The organism is Streptomyces sp. NPDC098101 (genome assembly GCF_044760185.1).
In the GTDB taxonomy this organism is placed as follows: domain Bacteria; phylum Actinomycetota; class Actinomycetes; order Streptomycetales; family Streptomycetaceae; genus Streptomyces.
The window spans coordinates 1644654-1661452 of record NZ_JBIWAS010000001.1 but is presented as its reverse complement, the minus strand read 5'-3'; the positions used below and the strand labels follow the sequence as shown (position 1 = coordinate 1661452).

Below are 16799 nucleotides of genomic sequence, written 5' to 3'. Positions count from 1 at the left end.
GGTCGTGGAGCGGACGGGGTCGTCCGCACGTTCATGAGAGGCGGGGCGGGCACGAAAGGATTCGCCCTCGTGCCGGGGAATGTCCACGGCCCGCGCCGGCGCCGGGCGCGGTGCCTACGGGGTGAGCCAGCCGCGCAGGAGCCTGCTGACCGCCGGCATCGCCACGTACGTCATGAGCGCGTTGAAGACGCAGGCCGTGACGGCGCTGCTGAGGAGGAGGGGGAGCGCGGCCAGGTGGGGCAGGAGGAAGAGGCCGCCGAGGACGGAGATCGGATAGACGGCGAGGGTCGCGCCGATCGCCATCTTCCACCGGGGCGGCGCGGGCCGGACGGAGCCCGGCTCGGCGAACCAGGTCTCCATGCCGGTCAGTTTCCGCCGGGCGACCTCGGTGTGGTGGTGTCCCGCGCAGTCCGCGAACCAGGCCGCGCGCTCGGGCGACTCCTGCCAGGTCCGACATGCCGCGGCGTCGCGGAAACGGTGGACGAGGAACCAGGGGGCGTCGCCTCCGGAGGAGCGGAAGAACCCGTGGCCGAGGTGGCCGGGGAAAGTGGCCGCGGTGTCGAGGATGCCCTTCGCCCACCGTTCGAAGGCGGCTTCGTGGCCGGGGTCGACCCGGCGGGCTATCAGGAGGGTGACCTCGCCGGTGTCGGCGGGAACGGTGGCGTGCTCGGGGCTGACCGCGGTCAAGACGTACTCCTCGTGATCTCGCCGCGCCCCCGGGTACTGTACGCGCCGTGCGGGGCCGCGCCGTGCGGGGCCGCGTCGGCTCCGGTCCTTCCGGCTCCGTGGCGGTCCGGGAAGGCGGCACCGCCGGCCGGTGGCGGGCGTGGACCGGGCCGGTCAGACGTGGCGCAGGTGGTCGCGCAGTGTCCGGGCCGCCTGGCCCATCAGCGCGTCCGCGCCGGGCTGGACGGCGGCCGGCACCAGGGATTCGGTGAGCACCGCGACGGCGTAGGCGCCGCCGTCGGCGTGCTCCACCACGCCGATCTCGTGCCGGAGGTTGAGCAGGGTGCCGGTCTTGGACCACCAGGTGGTGGCGTCCGAGGCGAAGTCGGGGGTGAGGCGCTGGCGGAGCACGTTGTGCAGCATCAGTCCGCGCACGGCTTCCGCGACCCCCGGGTGGAGGGCCGTGGGTGTCCAGAGCTCCTGGAGCAGGTCGACCCATGCCCGGGCGCTGCCGGTGTTGGCACGTGTCGTGTCGAGCTGCGGCACCCGGTGGCCGCGTCCGCCGGTGCCGGCGTCGATGGCCAGCGCGTGCGCGAGGTGGGCCTGGGCGGTGTCGAAGCGTTCGACGGGGGTGTCGCTGAGTTCGTCGGCGGTGTGGCGCACGGAGATGCCGTGGATGCCGAACTCCCGCAGGAGGGCGGTCACATGGGCGGGCGGGGTGAGGGCGAAGAGGGTGTCGGCGGCCCGTTCGTCGCTCAGGCAGGTGCTCAGGTAGAGCAGATCGTCGACGGCGATCCGCGCGGGGTGGCGGAAGCGGGTCAGGCCGGTGGGCCCGGGAGCGGTGCTGCGTCCCGGGGCGACGTCGAGCGGGGTGGCGCCGTCGAGTTCGCCGCGCCGGATGCGTTCGAGGGTCGCCACCGCCAGGGGGACCTTGACCAGGGAGGCCGAGGGGAGGGCGGTGTCCGGGTCGACGCCGATCTCCTCGCCGGTGCGCAGGTCGCGTACCAGGAGGCAGCCCCGCAGTCCGCCGTCCGTCAGCCGTCGCTCGACCTCGCCGATCAGTGTGTCGGTGCGCACGCGCCCGCCTTCCGCTTCCCGTCCGTTCCGTCCCCGCCCGTACCCGTGTCCGCGTTCCCTGCCGGGGGCTCGTCCGCGCCCAGGCAGCGGGCGAGGGCGCGGCCCAGGCGGCTGACCGTTCCGGCCGGGTCGCCGCCGTCCGCCGCGTGGAGCGCGAACCCCCGGGCCGGGGCCGGTTCGCCCATCGGGCGCCAGCGCAGGCCGAGTTCGGCGGCCTGTCCGGGCGAGCAGAGCAGCAGGTCGTCCCCGTACAGCACGTCGGCCACCGCGTCCGTCAGGTCGGTCGCCGCGACGAACTGCGCGGGGCGCAGGCCGACCGCGTCCCGCAGCCGTACCAGTGGGTCGCGGACGTGCGGCACGTCGTCCTCGGGCTGGATCCACAGTCTCCGCGCCGGGCCCGGGTCGGTCCGGCCGACCCGCAGGGACTCCAGCCAGAAGCGGCGCGCGCCGGGGTCGGCGGCCGTGGCGACGCCCAGCGGCACCGACCAGACCGCCTCGTCGGGCGGCACGGCCAGTACGGCGGCCCGCACCTGCCGGGTGCGTACCAGGTCCCGGCGTTCGGCGGGCGGCGCGGCCCGCAGGTCGAGGGCGATCCCGAGGGCCCGGGCGTCGGCGACGAGGCGCGCGAGGGCCACCGTGCCGCAGACGCCGGGCACCGCGATCCGCCACGGTCGGCGCCGTGCCGTCTCGGCCTCGTGGAGCAGGACGTCGGCGGCGCGCACCAGGGCCCGTGCCGAGGGCAGCAGGTCCCGGCCGAACGGGGTGAGCACCGCGCGCCGCGCCGTGCGTTCGAAGAGCCGCTCGCCCACGTGCTCCTCCAGCGCGGCGACGCGACGGCTGGCCACCGGCTGGGACATGCCGGCCGCGGCCGCCCCGACGGTGAAACTGCCGTGTTCGCCGACGCTGACGAAGGCTCGACTCGCTGCCACCAGATCCACGCTCCGCAGCCTATGCGCCGTCGCGTCCCATGCCGATTCCGCATGGAACGGCACGTGTCGGCATTGGACCGCATGGCGGCGGCGGGCGAATGTGGTCCGGTACTCATGACACGCACCGGGCCGGTGCCGTGCGGGACCGGCCCCTACGCGCCCCTGCCCGGGGCGCACCGGAGGTCCGTACCATGCAGCCCACTCGCGTCAGGCGCGTCCTCGCGGGATTCGCCGCCGCGCTCGTCCTCGTCCCGCTGACCGCCTGCGCCGGGCAGGAGGCGCAGGCCTCCCCGCCCTCCCCCGCCGCGTCCTCCCCCGCCGCGTCCTCCGGCGCCGACGCGGCCGGCGCGTCCCACCGACGTGAATTCCGTGCCCTGGAGAGCGCGTTCGACGCCCGGCTCGGTGTCTACGCGATCGACACCGGCACCGGCCGCGAGATCGCCTACCGGGACCGCGAACGGTTCCCCTACGCGTCCACCTTCAAGGCCCTGGCCGCCGGTGCCGTGCTGCGCGAGGAGAGGCTGAGCGGCATGGAGCGCGTCGTGCGGTACACGAAGGAGGAGCTGGTCGAGCCGTCGCCGGTCACCGAGAAGCACGTCGACACGGGGATGACGCTGGACGCCCTCGCCGACGCCGCCGTCCGGCACAGCGACAACACGGCGGGCAACCTGCTCTTCGAGGAACTGGGCGGTCCGAAGGGGCTCCAGGCCGTGCTGCGGTCGCTCGGCGACGGCGTGACGCGGATGGACCGGATCGAGCCGGAGCTCGGGGACTGGAGGCCGGGCGAGGTCCGGGACACCAGTTCGCCCCGGGCGCTCGCCGGTGACCTGCGCGCCTTCGTCCTCGGTGACGTGCTGCGGGCCCCCGAGCGGGAGCGGCTCACCACGTGGCTGAAGACCAATCTGACGGGGGACGAGACCATCCGCGCCGGGGTGCCCGACACGTGGGTGGTCGGGGACAAGACGGGGACGGCGACCACGTACGGGGGACGCAACGACATGGCGGTGGTCTGGCCCCCGGACGGGGCGCCGATCGTGATGGCGATCCTGTCGACCCGCTCGGACCGGGAGGCGGAGCCCGACAACCGGCTGATCGCCCGGGCCGCCTCCGTGGTCGCCGGGGCGCTGCGCTGAGCACGCGCCTCGGGCGCCGCACCGCGGGCGGGCGGGGGCGGGTACGGCTCCGTGGGCGCCCGCGACGCCCCGGAGGTCATTCCGCCGGGGGTTCCGTCGCGGGGGCGCGCAGCCTGTCGAGCAGTTCCGCGTTCCATTCGACGTACTCGATGCCCGCTCCGTCCGCGTGGCGGGCGTAGAGGAACCGGCCGGTCGGACCGTCGGTCGCGGGGGTGGTGACGACGGCGCCGGCGCCCTCCAGGGTTTCCTGGAGGGCGTCGAGGTCGTGGACGACGACGGTGGCGGATGCGGAGGCGTACTTCGCGCGTTCCTCGGCCGGTCCCGCGATGACCAGGAAGTCGCCGACGGCTCCGAGGGAGACCGCGTGGAACGTCAGCCGCAGGTGGGGCCGCTCGCCCGTGAGCCGCTCCAGGAGCGGCAGAGCGCGGTCGAGGTCGTCGACCCACAGGCGCGCGTAGGTCTTCAGGATGGTCATGGTTCCGCTCCCTCCCGGATCTCTTCCGGTCACTCGGCAACGGTAGGTGAGTATGTTCTGACGTGGGAGAACGCACTTTCCAGTGAGAGAGGCACCTGATGGAAACCGAGCAGGCCGGGCCCGAGGACGCGGACGCGGCACGCGCCGATTCCCTGGCGCGCGAGATCTTCCCGGGGGTGGCCAACAAATGGGCCCTGCTGATCATCAACGTCCTGGGGGCCCGGACGCTGCGGTTCACCGAGCTGAAGGCCGAGGTGGAGGGCATCAGCCACAAGATGCTCACGCAGACCCTGCGCGGGCTGGAGCGGGACGGGGTGGTGCACAGGACCGTGCACGCGACGGTCCCGCCCCGCGTGGACTACCGGCTCACGACGGCGGGCGGGGAACTGCGCGACACGGTCAACGCCATGTGCGGCTGGACCCGCCGCCACCTGGCCGAGATCGAGGCCGCACGGCGGCGTTTCGCGCGGTCCGGGGCACGGAACCCCGGGTGAGAACGGCGACGCGGGGCAAGAGGACACCGTGGTAGCGAACACCCTTTCAACGCCCCGGAAGCCTCCGGGCAACCGTGCCGCCGAGTCGCTGAGGCTGATCCGATCGGCCCTGCGCGGCACCGCCGTGCGCCTCTGGCACGACAACGTCGCCGACTACGCGGCGGCCCTCACCTACTACGCGGTGCTGGCCCTGGTGCCCGCGCTGCTCGTCTCGGTCTCCCTGGTGGGGCTGGCCGGGGTCGGCACCCGCGAGAGCCTGATCCTCGACCTCACCTCCTACGCCCCTCCGCAGTCGGCCCAGGTCCTCCGCGAGGCGCTGGAGGGGCTCACCTCGACGCCGTCCTCCCTGTGGGCCCTGCTCATCAGCGGCGTCCTGAGCGCGCTGTGGTCGGCCTCCAGCTACCTGGCGGTCTTCCGCCGCGCCCTGCACGCGATGTACCGGCTGCCCGACACGCGGCCGCCCCTGCGCGCGGCGCACGTCCTCGTCCTCACCGCCACCGCGCTCCTGGCCCTGCTCGTGGCGGGCGCCGCCAGCCTCGTCGCGACCGGCCCGCTGGCCCGCCGGCTCGCGGCGGCCGTCGGCCACCCGGGCACGGACGTCGTGGCCGTCCTGCGCTGGCCGGTGCTCCTGGCGATCGTCACGGGCCTCGTCCTCATCCTCTACCGGACCGGGCCCGCCCGGGGCAGGGGAAGGCGCCGGGGGTTCTCGGGCGGCGTCCTGGCCGCGGTCCTGTGGCTCGGCGCCTCGGCCGTCTTCACCCTCTACACGCAGTTCGGGACCTACAGCCGTCTCTACGGTTCGCTGGCGGGGATCGTCGTCTTCCTCGTGTGGCTGTGGTTCACCAACCTGGCCCTGCTCGCCGGCGCGCAGTTCAACGCGGTGCGCGCGCGGACGGAGGGGTGAGGGGGAGGACTCCGCCGAACGGGTGCATCCGGACCCCCGCCCTGCCGGAGAATGCGGGGAATGGAGACTTGGATGCCGCCGGAGAGCGGTCCGTTCGTCGGACGGGCCAGGGAAGTCGAGGAACTGGCCTCCCGGTTGGGCGAGCGACGGCTCGTCACGCTGGTGGGCACGGGCGGGATCGGAAAGTCCCGGCTCGCCTCGCGCGTCGCCGGCGGCTGTGGGCCCGACGCCTTCACCGGCGTCCACTGGGTGCCGCTCTGGTCCCTGGCCAACGCCTCCCTGCTCACCTCCCTGGTGGCCGACGCCTGCGGGCTGTCGGACCACTCGTCCGGCGAGCCCGTCGACACACTGGCCGACTGGATCGGCACGCGCCGCGTCCTGCTGGTCCTGGACTCCTGCGAGCACCTCGTGGCGGCGTGCGCGGCCCTCGTGACGACCCTCCTGGCCCGCTGCCCGCGGCTCGTCGTGCTGGCGACCAGCCGTGAACCGCTGGGCACGGAGGGCGAGTTCCTGTTCCCCCTCGGTCCCCTGCCGGTCGACTCCGACGCGATGGAGCTGTTCGCCGACCGGGCGGGCGCCGCCGGCGTCCGCTGGACGCGGCCCGAGGACTTCGTCGCCGCCGCCGAGGTGTGCCGCTGGCTGGAGGGCGTGCCCCTGGCGCTCGTCCTCGCCGCCGCGCAGTTACGGGAGAGGCCGCTGTCCGCGATGGCGCGGCTGTTACGCGGCAGGCTCTCCCTCGCCGAGGGCCCCGGAAGCCCGGTGCGCCCGTCGCGTCACCACGCGCTGCGCACCACCATCGGGTGGAGCCACGAGCTGTGCGAACCGCGCGAACGGCTGCTGTGGGCCCGTCTGTCGGTGTTCCGCTCGGCCCCCACGGTGGACGACGTGGTACGGGTCTGCCGCGGCGGGCCGCTCACCGGAGCCGCCCTGGAGCAGGCCCTGGAGGGGCTCGTCCGCAAGAGCGTCGTGACCCTGTCCGGCGACCGCCTGCACCTCTTCGACTCGGTGCGCGAGTACGGGGCGCTGTGGCTCGCGGAGCTCGGCGAGACCCGTACGACGGCCGACCGGCACGCGCGGCGCTTCCACGAACTGGCGCTCGCCGCCGAGGACTCCTGGTGGGGCCCCGGCCAGGCGGGCGCCTGCGCGCGGCTGGCCGACTGCTACGGCGACCTGTGCGCGGCGCTGGAGCACCTGCTGGCCACGGATCCCCCGACGGCGGCGGAGCTGGCGGGGGCGCTCGGCTTCTTCTGGGCGTGCTCCGGCCGGCTGCACGAGGCGGCGCACTACGTGGAGGAGTGCGCGCGGCTGGTCTCCGGTCCCGAGGCCGTCGTGGGCAAGCTGGCGTGGGTGCTCGGGGTGGTCCGCTGTCTGCGGGGCGAGTACGGCGCCGCGGCGCGGCTGGCGGGCCGCGCCGACGAGTGCGCGGTGCGGGCGCGGGACGCGACGCTCCTCGCCGACGCCTCCTATCTGCGCGGCCTGGTGATGCTGCTGCGCGGCGATTCCCCGGACGCGCTGGCCGTCGCGGACCGTGCGCTGGCCGAACCGGGCGCGGCGGCGTCCTCGGTGGCGCGGTGCCGACTGGTGCGGGTCTTCGCGCTGACGGCGTCCGGTCTCCTCCGGGAGGCCCGTACCGAGGCGGAGGAGCTGCGGCTCGACTCGGCGTCGGCGGGCGAGCACTGGACGCGGTCCTACACCGAGTACCAGCTCGCGCTGATAGCGCTGCGGGAGGGGCGCCCGGCCGACGCCGCCGGTCACGCTCGGGCCATGCTGCGGGACAAGCGCCTGTTGGGCGACGTGTTCGGCCTGGGCCTGGGCCTGGATCTCCTCGCGGTCGCCCTGGCGGCGCTGACCAGGGGCGAGGAGGCGGCCTCGGCGTACGGGACGGGCCAGGTGTTCTGGCAGATGGTCGGGCATCCCCAGCGCGGCACCCCCGAGTTGCGGCCGCTGCGGCGGGGCGCGGAGCTTTCGGCCCGGCGGCAGATCGGCGACGGCGCGTACGACACCGCGTACCGTCTGGCGACGCTGACGGACCCGTTCGCCGCGCTGGAGACGATCCTGACGGAGTGAGGAGCCCGCACGGGCTCGGCGGAGGCGCTTCAGACCTCGACGACGATCTTTCCGGGGGTGTGGCCTTCCCGGCTGAGGTCGAAGGCCGCTCCGAGTTCGGAGAGCGGGAACGTCGCGGCGACGTCGACCGTGAGCCGGTCTCCGTCCGCGAGCCGCCCCAGGGCCGTGAGGTCCTCGCCGCTCGGCCGGACCCAGATCCACTGGCCGCCCGCGCCGAGCACGGCGTCGTCGGCGATGGAGGCGTGCCGTCCGCCCTCGGCCAGGACGGCCAGGGTGGTGTCGAGGACCCCGCCGACGAAGTCGGCGACGACGGTGACCCCGTCCGGGGCCAGGGCGCGGACGCGGTCGGCCAGCCCGTCGCCGTACTCGACGGGCTCGCAGCCGAATCCGCGCAACCGGTCGTGGTTGCGCGGGGAGGCGGTGCCGATGACCCTCGCGCCGAGCGCGCGGGCGAGCTGGACGCCGAAGGACCCGACGCCGCCGGCCGCGCCGTGCACGAGGACGGTGTCGTCGGCGCCCGTGCCCAGCCGCGTGAGGAGCTGGTACGCGGTCAGGCCCGCCAGCGGCAGCCCGGCGGCCTGCGCCCAGTTCAACGAGGCGGGCTTGGCCGCGAGGGCGCGGACGGGCACGCTGACGTACTCCGCGAAGGTGCCGCCGTGCACGTAGTCCTTGCGGGCGTAGGCCATCACCTCGTCGCCGGCCGCGAACTCGGGCACGTCGATGCCGACCCGTTCGACGGTGCCGCTGACGTCCCATCCCGGGACCACCGGGTGGACGACGTCCATCAGGCCGTCGAGCCCGCCGGCCATGATCTTCCAGTCGACCGGGTTGACCGAGGCGCACCGGACCCTGACGAGGACCTCGCCGGGGGCGACCTTCGGCAGCGGCAGCCGGGTCTCGCGGAGCACCTCCGTCCCACCGTAGGTTTCGTACGCCATCGCCCTCATGGTGGCCTCGGACATCCCTGCGCACCTTCCCGTGCTGTCGGCTGCGTCCGCCCATCTGAGCACGGTCCGGCCGGGAGGCGCCGGGAGGCGCGCCCGGCGCCCCGCGCGGAGCGGGGCACCGGGCGCGGTGCGGGCCTTCCTCACCGCTGCGCTCAGAGGAACTCGATGGACACGCTCTCCACGTTGCCCCAGCCGCAGTACGCGTTGACCCGGGTCGCGCCGGTCACGACGCTGCTCTTCCCGGAACCGGCGAGCGTGCAGTCGACGAGGACGCGCCACTTGTAGGTCCCGGGGGTGGTGCACTTCCCCCACCCGTTGGTGAGGTTCTTGCCCTTGGTGCACGAGGCCGCCGGGGCGAAGGGGGCCCCGTCGCGGGTGGTGGCCTGCGCGGGTGCCGCCACGCCGCCCAGTGCCAGTGCCGCGCCGATTCCCAGTCCTGCCACGGCCGTACGGAAACGCATGGGTGCTCCTTCGGTTCGTCGGGGTTCGGACGAGACGCAAGCCTGGACGGGGGGAGGTCGGCGGACAATGCCCGTGGCCGTCCGGGACACGGGCTCCGGTGTCCGGCCTGGTCGGGGCTCCGTCCGGGACGGGTCCGCCGCCGCAGACCGGCCCGCGAGGGACGCCCGACCACCCTGGGAATGAAGGGCGTTGACGTGAACGATCATGACAGGTACATGGCCATTCACGGTCTCCGGGACGTACCATCGCAAGGCTCGGAGGGGTGCTCGACGGTTGCGCCCGGCCCCACCGGACGCCCGTGCCCCCTTCACGCTCCCGCCTCCACCGAGGCGGGATCCCCCCACGGATGAAGGAGCAGCAATGCCCCTCGGCACATGGCTCAAGGCGGGTACCTCCGCCGCCGCGCTCGTCCTCGCCATGGCGGGCGCGGCGACCGCCGCACCCGCCCCCGCCTTCGAATCCTCCGCCGCGGAGGCGGCGGTGGTGACCCTCCGCTACGACGACAGCCGCGCCGGAGGCTGGGAGGCGGCGATCGCGGCCGGGGTCGCCTCCTGGAACGCGAACGTGAGCAACGTCAAGCTGGTGGAGGCGGCGCCCGGCACCCGGGCCGAGATCGTGATCGTCGCCACCACGGGCTGGCCGCAGGCCACGCTCGGCCCCGTCCGTCCGGGCCGTCAGGTCCGCGTCGAACTCGGCAGCCAGGCCGTGAGCCAGGGCTACGACAAGACCCGGATCGCCGCTCACGAGCTGGGCCACAGCCTCGGCCTGCCGGACACCAAGCCCGGCCCGTGCTCGCAGCTGATGTCGGGGTCGAGCGCCGGTACGGCCTGCACCAACGCCGTCCCGAACGCGACCGAGCGGTCCCGCGTCCAGTCCGCCTACGCCTCCGGGGTCGCCGCGCTCGTGCCCGCCGACGGCCGGATCCTCGTCGACGCCCCCTGAGTACGGCTCCGTGGAGCGGCCCGGGCCCCCCGGGCCGCTCCACGGAGGTCGCGGGACGCCGAACAGGACCGGGCCGGGCGCCCGCTCGTGAACGGCGCGGTTTCCGGCGTCGTTCCGTACTGTACGGAACGGCCGCTCCGTACAGTACGGAGCGCCGGGAGGGACTTTGCGATGGCCGGTCTGAGGTTGGGACCGCTCCTGCGGCACGTGGACTGGGAGTCGGGCACGAGTGCGACGGTGTGGGTCGAGACCGACCGGCCGTGCACGGTGGAGGTCCGGTGTCCGGACGGCGCCGGAGGCTCGGTCCCGACGTTCCGCGTCGCCGGGCACCACTACGCGCTGGTGGTCGTGACCGGCCTCGCGCCCGGTTCCACCACCCCGTACGAGGTGCTGCTCGACGGCGAGCGGGTGTGGCCCCTCCCGGACTCGCCGCTGCCGCCCAGCACCATCCGCACGCCGCCGGTCCCGGCGACCGGCGCGGTGGTGGCCTTCGGCTCGTGCCGGTGGGCGGCGCCCGCCGTGGACGAGCACGATCCGGTGGGCCCCGACGTCCTCGACACCCTCGCGGCCCGGCTCGCCGCCGATCCGGAGGCCGAGCGCCCGGACGTCCTCCTTCTCCTGGGCGACCAGGTGTACGCGGACGAGACGTCCGCCGGTACGCGCGACTGGATCGCCCGGCACCGGCGGGCCGCCGGTACGGGCTCGGCCGCCCCGCCGGACCAGGTCGCCGACTACGAGGAGTACACCCACCTCTACGACGAATCCTGGGGCGACCCCGAGCTGCGCTGGCTGCTCTCGACCCTGCCGACCTGCATGATCTTCGACGACCACGACATCGTCGACGATTGGAACACCAGTGCCGCCTGGGTGGCCGACATGCGGGCGACGCCCTGGTGGCACGAGCGGATCACCGGCGGCCTGATGTCGTACTGGGTCTACCAGCACCTCGGGAACCTCTCCCCCGCCGAGCTCGCCGAGGACGAGCTGTACGCGGCGGTGCGGGCGGCCGACGACGGCACGGAGGTGCTGCGCGCGTTCGCCGAACGCGCCGACGCCGACCCGGCGACGGTGCGCTGGAGCTACCGCAGGGACTTCGGCCGCACCCGGTTGCTGATGGTCGACACCCGGGCCGCGCGGGTCCTGGAGGAGCGGCACCGGGCGATGCTGGACGCGGGCGAGGCGGCCTGGCTGCGGACGCAGGTGTTCGAGGAGCCCGGCGGTGTCGACCACCTGCTGATCGGGACCTCGCTCCCGTGGCTGCTGCCCCCGATGGTCCACTTCGCGGAGGCCTGGCACGCGGCGCTCTGCCGGGGCGAGCGCGGGCCGCGCTGGGCGCGGTTCGGCGAGTGGCTGCGCCGCCGGGCCGACCTGGAGCACTGGGCGGCGTTCACCTCGTCGTTCGAGAGGCTGACGGAGACGGTCGCCGAGGCGGGAAGGGCCGAAGCCGCCCCGGCGACCGTGTGCGTGCTCTCCGGGGACGTGCACCACGCGTACGTGGCGGAGCCCGTCTGGACGGCCGGGCGACAGCCGGACTCCCGCGTCTTCCAGTTCACCTGCTCGCCGCTGCACAATTCGGTGCCCACGGCCATACGGCTCGGGTTCCGCTTCGGCTGGAGCCGGTTCGCCAAGGGGATCGGGCACCTCCTCGCCCGCCACGGGCGGACCGCGAGGCCGGCGGTCCGGTGGGAGCGCACCGGCGGACCCTGGTTCGGCAACCAGCTGATGACGCTGACCCTGCGCGGCCGTACGGCCCGGCTGCGGCTGGAGAAGGCCTCGTCGGACGCGAGGCGGGGGCGCCGGGGAACCGACCGCGCGGGCGCGCGGCTCACGGGGGTCCTCGACCGGGTCCTGACCGGGGGGAGCTGACGCCCCGGCGGCCGAGGCCGCCGGACGTCCCGGACGGCGGTCGCGGGCGGCACCCGGCGCTCCCCCGCCGGCCGGTGCACACCACGGGGGTCGCCGCCACCCGGTGCCGGCCGGGGCGGGGGCCGGGGGCCGATGAGATGCGGGGGCCGTCTCCTCCGGGCAGAGTAGGGAAGGCCCTGTCCCCACCGAGGTGGTCTTCCATGGTCTTACGCACGGGAAACGGGACGAACTGACGCGAGGGACCCTCGCGACGCCGGAGTGAGCGATGTTCCAGAGATGGCCGGCCGACAGCAGCGAGGAGCTGCTGGTGAGACTCGGGTCGCTGACCGCCCGGGCGCGCGAGCTGGCCGAGACGCAGCGCTCCCGCGTCGAGCTCGCCGTGGCCCTGCAGCGCGGGATGCTGCCCCCGGACCTGCCCAGCCCTCCGGGCGTCCGGCTGGCCGTCGGCTACATGCCCGCCAACCACGGGCTCAACGTCGGTGGCGACTGGTACGACGCCTTCACCCTGCCCGACGGCCACATCGGCATGTCCATCGGCGACGTGCAGGGGCACAACATCGAGGCCGCCGCCTTCATGGGGCAGGTCAGGGTGGGCCTGCGCGCGCTGGCCTCCGTCACCGGGGACCCCGGGGAGCTGCTCGCCCGCACCAACGACCTGCTGGTCTCGCTGGGCGCCGACCTCTTCGCCACCTGCACGTTCCTGCGGCTCGACCCCGCCGCGGGCACCCTGGAGTGCGCGCGGGCCGGTCACATCCCCCACATCTGGGCCACCGCCGACGGCCGCTCCGGCATCGACGACGGCGAGGGCGGGCCCCCGCTCGGCGTGCTCCGCGGGGTCGAGTACCCCGTCACGCGCCACCGGCTCACCACCGGCGGCGTCTTCGTCCTGCTGACCGACGGGGTGGTGGAGGGGCCCTCGCTCCCCCTCGACGACGGCCTGGACCAGGTGATGCGGCTCGCCGGGATCACCGCCGTCGCCGGTCTCGACGTCGATGCGCTCGCCACCGCCGTCATGAAGCTGGCGAGCACGGTGGGGCACGAGGACGACGCCGCCGTCCTGGTCGTCGGGCACGACGGCGGTACGGCGTGGCCGGGCAGGAGGCGGGGGAAGCGGCTGAACGGAGGGCCCGCTCCCCCGGTCGGCCCACCCCCGAACGGGTGACGCCCCGTGCCGGGGGCCGGGAGCGGGCCGGACGGGAGCGGATCGGAACGGGCCCGCGCCGGGCCGGGCCCGTTCCGCCCGGCGGCGCCCGACACGCAGGGGGTCCTTGCCCGGCCGGGGCGGCCCGGCCGGTGTCTGATGGCTGACGTGTTGGTTACTCGGCAGTTCCGGCCCCCCACGGAAGCGGTCCTGGCCTCGCTGGCCGTGGCCGCCTGCTACTACGCGGCCGGACGGCTCGGCCTGCTGGGCCGCCTCGTCGTCGAGGGCGTGGTCGTCACGCCCATCTGGCCGCCCACCGGCGTCGCCGTCGCCGCCCTGCTGCTGCTCGGCGTGCGGGTCTGGCCCGGCATCGCCCTCGGCTGCTTCCTCGTCATCGCCTCCCTCACCACCCCGGGGCTCACCACGGTCGTCACCGTCGTGAGCAACACCGCCGCGCCGCTGTGCGCCTTCCTGCTGCTGCGGCGGGTCGACTTCCGGCTCGACATGGCACGGCTGCGGGACGGGATCTGTCTGGTCTTCCTCGGCGGGTTCGGCGCCATGCTGATCAGCTCGACGGCGGGGGTCGGGCTGCACGTGGCGACCGGTTCCCTGGAGAAGAGCGAGTTCTGGCCCGTCTGGCTGGCCTGGTGGGCGGGCGACACGATGGGCGTCCTGCTCGTCACTCCGCTCCTGCTCGCGTTCGCGGGCGCGGTCGGGCGGTTCCGGATGCGGCGCTGGGTGGAGGCGGTCTGCCTGGGTCTCGCGGCCCTGGTCCTCGTGCCGCTGGCCGTGGTCAGCCCGATGAGCCTGCTCTTCCTCGTCTTCCCGCTGCTGATCTGGACGGCGCTCCGCTTCCAGCTCGCCGGGAGCGTGCTGTGCGCGCTCTTCGCGTCCGTGCTCACCACCTTCGAGGCGACCTCCGGGCGGGGCGCGTTCCTCCACCTGTCGGACGTCGAGATCATGCTGAAGCTCCAGGCGTTCAACGGCTGCGCCGCCCTGACCGCCCTGCTGCTCTCCTCCGTCATCACCGAGCAGCGCGCGACCCGCCGGTCGGTGCGCCGCGCCTGCGAGGAACTGGCGGAGGTCCTGGAGCACCTCGCGGCGGGCGAGCCCTCGCCGAATCCGTCCGCCGCCGCCGGGCACCCGCCCGACCCGACCGGGAGCCGGGCGGCCCCGTCGAAGCCGCTCAGCCCTTGACGGCCTCCGCGATCCGCAGGGCGACCCGGTCGGGCGTGAGGTGGGTGGTGTCGACGACCTCGGCCTCGGCGTGCAGCCACGTGCGGGCCTCCTCGGCGTAGGGCTCCAGGTGCCGGAGGCGGAACGGGGAGTCGGGGCCGAGGACGGTGTCGTTCGCGATGCGCCCGCGGAGGGTGTCCGGGTCGGCGTGGAGGACGAAGTGCCGCACCGGAACGGCGTGCCGGGCGAGGCCGGAGCGGATCTCGCGCCAGTACTCCTCGACCAGGACGGTCATGGGGATCACCAGGGTGCCGCCGGTGTAGTCGAGGACGCGCCGGGCGGTCTCGACCACGAGCGGCCGCCACGGCGGCCAGTGCTGGAAGTTGTCCGTCTCGGGCAGCCCCGGTGTGATGTCCATGAGCGTCTCGCCGACCTTCTCGGCGTCGAACACGCGTGAATCCGGGATCAGCCGCCGCACGAGCGCGGCGGTCGTCGTCTTGCCCGCACCGTGGGTGCCGTTGAGCCATACGATCATGCGATCGACGCTAGCGCCTGTCCGGCGGATCAGGGGTGAGGGAGCGTCAGAGGTGGCTGGTCCCGTCGGAGAGACGCCGGTGCCACCAGCCTTCCCCGTGATGCGGCCTCCGGTGGGCGAAGGGACCGGGAAGGGTTCCGCGCCGGAGTTCGTCGTCCCGTCGTATCGGGGGCGCGTCCAGTTCCCGTCGCGGGCGCGGAGGGGGCCTGTGCGCCACCACGTCGGGGAAGGCCCCCCGCGCGAGCACCCGCACGGGCAGGCGGTGGGGCGTTTCGTACGTTTGCCCGGGAGGAGCGGTGGAAGAGTTGACTCCGACGACCGGTCGGCCGGGTCGCGGTCGGGGCGGCCGGACCTCCTCGACGCCATGACTCGAACGGGAGCCCTCCGTTGCGCTTCTACGCCCAGACACCAGCACGCCGGAACCGCCAGGTGCTCGTGGACCTGATCGCCCTGGCCCTGATCGCCGTCGCGGTGTGGGCGGCCCTCGCCGTCCGCGACACGATCATGATGCTGGCCGAACCGGGGCGCAAGGTGGAGAGTTCCGGCGACGGCCTCGCCAAGGAGCTCGGGCAGGCGGGAGAGGCCGCGTCGGGCGTGCCGTTCATCGGTGACGTGCTGGAGAAGCCGCTCCGGTCCGCGGCCGACGCGAGCTCCGGCTTCGCCGACGCGGGCGTGTCGTTCCAGGAGGCCGTCGGCCAGGTCGCCGACGTGGTCACGGCGGCCCTCATCGTCCTCCCGGTGCTCTTCGTCCTGCTGCTGTGGCTCCCGCCGCGCCTGCTCTGGATCCGGCGCAGCAACACCCTGCGGCGCCTCGCGGAGGCGCCCGGGGGCGACGACCTGCTCGCCCTGCGCGCCCTCACCGGTCCCCCGGGCGCGCTCACCGGGCTGCCGGTTCCGCCCGGCGGCTGGGCCGACGCCTGGCGCCAGGGGGATCCGCAGGCCATCGCCGACCTCAGCGCGGTCGCGCTCAAGCACGTCGGGCTCCGGCCTTGAGGAGCCGGAGGGAGACCTCAGGGGGAGAGGGTTCCCGTACGGAGAGCGACGCGGCCCCTCCGTAGCGCGACGCGTTCCTCCCGGAGGACGGCCCGAAGGGCGACGCCGACCTTCTGGCGGGAACTTCGTCCGGTAACAGGGCTTCGGCCGGCCGTGCGGAAGCGATACTGATCGTGGTGGGCGCCCCGTCGCCGGGCAGGTCACGAGCCCGGTGCGCGGGGACGCGCCTTGTCGTCGTCTCCGAGGGGAGCCGTTCATGACCACGGCGAAAGACCTGTTCATCATCGCCATGGAGCCGGGGCCGGAGCGTGCCGTGGGGCAGGGCGACCTGTCGCTCGCGCTCGCGGGGGCCGAGCTGATCGACCTCATCGGTGCGGGGGCCGTTACCGTGGACGGCGACCGCATCGTGCCGGGCGGGCCGCAGGCGCCCGACGACCGGCTCCTGGACGAGGCCGCGGCGCGGCTCACCCGGCAGCCGCCCTACGAGCGGATCGAGGACTGGCTGTGGCGCCGGGGCCGGGACCTGTCGGCCGCGTACCAGAGCGCGCTGGAGGAGGACGGGGAGCTGACGCGGAAGCGGAGCGGCCGCTTGTCCTTCGGTCCGGAACGCGTGGAACCGGTCGAGACGCCCGCCCGCCGCCGGGCGGCCGACCGCCGGGAGGAGGGAGAGCCCGTCCTGGCCGCCCTCGCCTCGGCCGTGGGCCTCGACGGCGAACGCTTCGACGAGGAGCCGGGTCCCGACGAGGAGCTCGGGCTCGACCGGGAGCACGGTCCCGACGAAGAGACCGCTGCCGGGCGGGAGTTCGCGTCAGGCGAGGACCCCGGTCTCGGCGACGAGGCCGTGACGACCGTGGTGGCCGCCGTCCACGACGCGGTGATGGAGCTGGAGGCCGTACGCCAGAGGCGGACCATCGAGAGCTCGGCCTTCGCCAACCTCTGGCGCGGGGTGTAGGCCGGGTCCGCCGCCAAGGCCGGGGGCGGGGACGGGGCCG

At 74.6% G+C, this 16799-nt stretch carries 17 protein-coding genes; 10 read left to right on the top strand and 7 right to left on the bottom strand.

Going from position 1 to position 16799, the window contains the following annotated elements:
• Window positions 1-114: 114 nt before the first annotated feature.
• The 3 genes from ACIQVI_RS06990 to ACIQVI_RS06980 all read right to left on the bottom strand — a co-directional run bounded on the left by ACIQVI_RS06990 (window position 115) and on the right by ACIQVI_RS06980 (window position 2681).
• Complete coding sequence (locus ACIQVI_RS06990) at window positions 115-687, bottom strand: antibiotic biosynthesis monooxygenase (protein WP_403592019.1); 573 nt, start codon at window positions 685-687, stop codon at window positions 115-117.
• Between the two features lie 153 nt (window positions 688-840).
• Window positions 841-1743: a serine hydrolase gene (locus ACIQVI_RS06985; RefSeq protein WP_403592016.1), complete on the bottom strand. Its 903-nt coding sequence runs from the start codon at window positions 1741-1743 to the stop codon at window positions 841-843.
• Window positions 1725-2681 carry a LysR family transcriptional regulator gene (locus ACIQVI_RS06980; RefSeq protein WP_403592013.1) on the bottom strand — a complete coding sequence of 319 codons (957 nt, stop codon included), beginning with the start codon at window positions 2679-2681 and terminating at the stop codon, window positions 1725-1727. Before ACIQVI_RS06980 ends, ACIQVI_RS06985 begins: the two co-directional genes overlap by 19 nt.
• Before the next feature lie 182 nt (window positions 2682-2863).
• On the opposite strand from ACIQVI_RS06980, the gene bla reads away from it, so the two are divergent.
• Window positions 2864-3805: a class A beta-lactamase gene (gene bla / locus ACIQVI_RS06975; protein ID WP_403592010.1), complete on the top strand. Its 942-nt coding sequence runs from the start codon at window positions 2864-2866 to the stop codon at window positions 3803-3805.
• Window positions 3806-3881: 76 nt separating this feature from the next.
• Here the strand turns inward: bla and ACIQVI_RS06970 are convergent, their stop codons facing one another.
• Window positions 3882-4280, bottom strand: a complete 399-nt coding sequence (locus tag ACIQVI_RS06970; protein WP_403592007.1) for a VOC family protein — start codon at window positions 4278-4280, stop codon at window positions 3882-3884.
• A gap of 98 nt (window positions 4281-4378) precedes the next feature.
• Here ACIQVI_RS06970 and ACIQVI_RS06965 point away from each other — a divergent pair, with 98 nt between their 5' ends.
• From ACIQVI_RS06965 to ACIQVI_RS06955, 3 genes are read left to right on the top strand one after another with little or no spacing between them, the layout of a single operon-like run.
• On the top strand, window positions 4379-4774 hold the full coding sequence (locus ACIQVI_RS06965; RefSeq protein ID WP_403592004.1) for a winged helix-turn-helix transcriptional regulator: 396 nt from the start codon (window positions 4379-4381) through the stop codon (window positions 4772-4774).
• 28 nt (window positions 4775-4802) lie between these two features.
• On the top strand, window positions 4803-5678 hold the full coding sequence (locus tag ACIQVI_RS06960; RefSeq protein WP_403592001.1) for a YihY/virulence factor BrkB family protein: 876 nt from the start codon (window positions 4803-4805) through the stop codon (window positions 5676-5678).
• 60 nt (window positions 5679-5738) lie between these two features.
• Window positions 5739-7745: an ATP-binding protein gene (locus ACIQVI_RS06955; RefSeq protein ID WP_403591998.1), complete on the top strand. Its 2007-nt coding sequence runs from the start codon at window positions 5739-5741 to the stop codon at window positions 7743-7745.
• A 29-nt stretch (window positions 7746-7774) separates the two neighbouring features.
• Here the strand turns inward: ACIQVI_RS06955 and ACIQVI_RS06950 are convergent, their stop codons facing one another.
• Entirely contained in the window at window positions 7775-8692 is a 918-nt protein-coding gene (locus tag ACIQVI_RS06950; RefSeq protein WP_403592315.1) for an NADP-dependent oxidoreductase, read from the bottom strand.
• A 152-nt stretch (window positions 8693-8844) separates the two neighbouring features.
• The gene (locus ACIQVI_RS06945; protein ID WP_403591995.1) at window positions 8845-9135 is read right to left on the bottom strand and encodes a hypothetical protein; all 291 of its coding nucleotides are present in this window, start codon (window positions 9133-9135) and stop codon (window positions 8845-8847) included.
• 379 nt (window positions 9136-9514) lie between these two features.
• Between ACIQVI_RS06945 and ACIQVI_RS06940 the strand changes: the two genes are divergently transcribed.
• The 4 genes from ACIQVI_RS06940 to ACIQVI_RS06925 all read left to right on the top strand — a co-directional run bounded on the left by ACIQVI_RS06940 (window position 9515) and on the right by ACIQVI_RS06925 (window position 14300).
• Window positions 9515-10096 carry a snapalysin family zinc-dependent metalloprotease gene (locus ACIQVI_RS06940; protein ID WP_403591992.1) on the top strand — a complete coding sequence of 194 codons (582 nt, stop codon included), beginning with the start codon at window positions 9515-9517 and terminating at the stop codon, window positions 10094-10096.
• 171 nt (window positions 10097-10267) lie between these two features.
• Window positions 10268-11962, top strand: a complete 1695-nt coding sequence (locus ACIQVI_RS06935) for an alkaline phosphatase D family protein (RefSeq protein WP_403591989.1) — start codon at window positions 10268-10270, stop codon at window positions 11960-11962.
• A 265-nt stretch (window positions 11963-12227) separates the two neighbouring features.
• A complete protein-coding gene (locus ACIQVI_RS06930; protein WP_351972049.1) occupies window positions 12228-13124 on the top strand; it encodes a PP2C family protein-serine/threonine phosphatase in 897 nt (298 codons plus the stop codon).
• Window positions 13125-13262: 138 nt separating this feature from the next.
• Entirely contained in the window at window positions 13263-14300 is a 1038-nt protein-coding gene (locus ACIQVI_RS06925; protein WP_403591986.1) for an MASE1 domain-containing protein, read from the top strand.
• Here ACIQVI_RS06925 and ACIQVI_RS06920 read toward each other — a convergent pair.
• Window positions 14290-14814: an AAA family ATPase gene (locus ACIQVI_RS06920; protein WP_403591983.1), complete on the bottom strand. Its 525-nt coding sequence runs from the start codon at window positions 14812-14814 to the stop codon at window positions 14290-14292. The genes ACIQVI_RS06925 and ACIQVI_RS06920 overlap by 11 nt on opposite strands.
• A 387-nt stretch (window positions 14815-15201) precedes the next feature.
• On the opposite strand from ACIQVI_RS06920, the gene ACIQVI_RS06915 reads away from it, so the two are divergent.
• Both ACIQVI_RS06915 and ACIQVI_RS06910 read left to right on the top strand, forming a co-directional pair.
• A complete protein-coding gene (locus tag ACIQVI_RS06915) occupies window positions 15202-15807 on the top strand; it encodes a hypothetical protein (RefSeq protein ID WP_351972052.1) in 606 nt (201 codons plus the stop codon).
• A gap of 256 nt (window positions 15808-16063) precedes the next feature.
• The gene (locus ACIQVI_RS06910) at window positions 16064-16759 is read left to right on the top strand and encodes a GPP34 family phosphoprotein (RefSeq protein ID WP_403591980.1); all 696 of its coding nucleotides are present in this window, start codon (window positions 16064-16066) and stop codon (window positions 16757-16759) included.
• The last annotated feature ends 40 nt before the right edge of the window (window positions 16760-16799 follow it).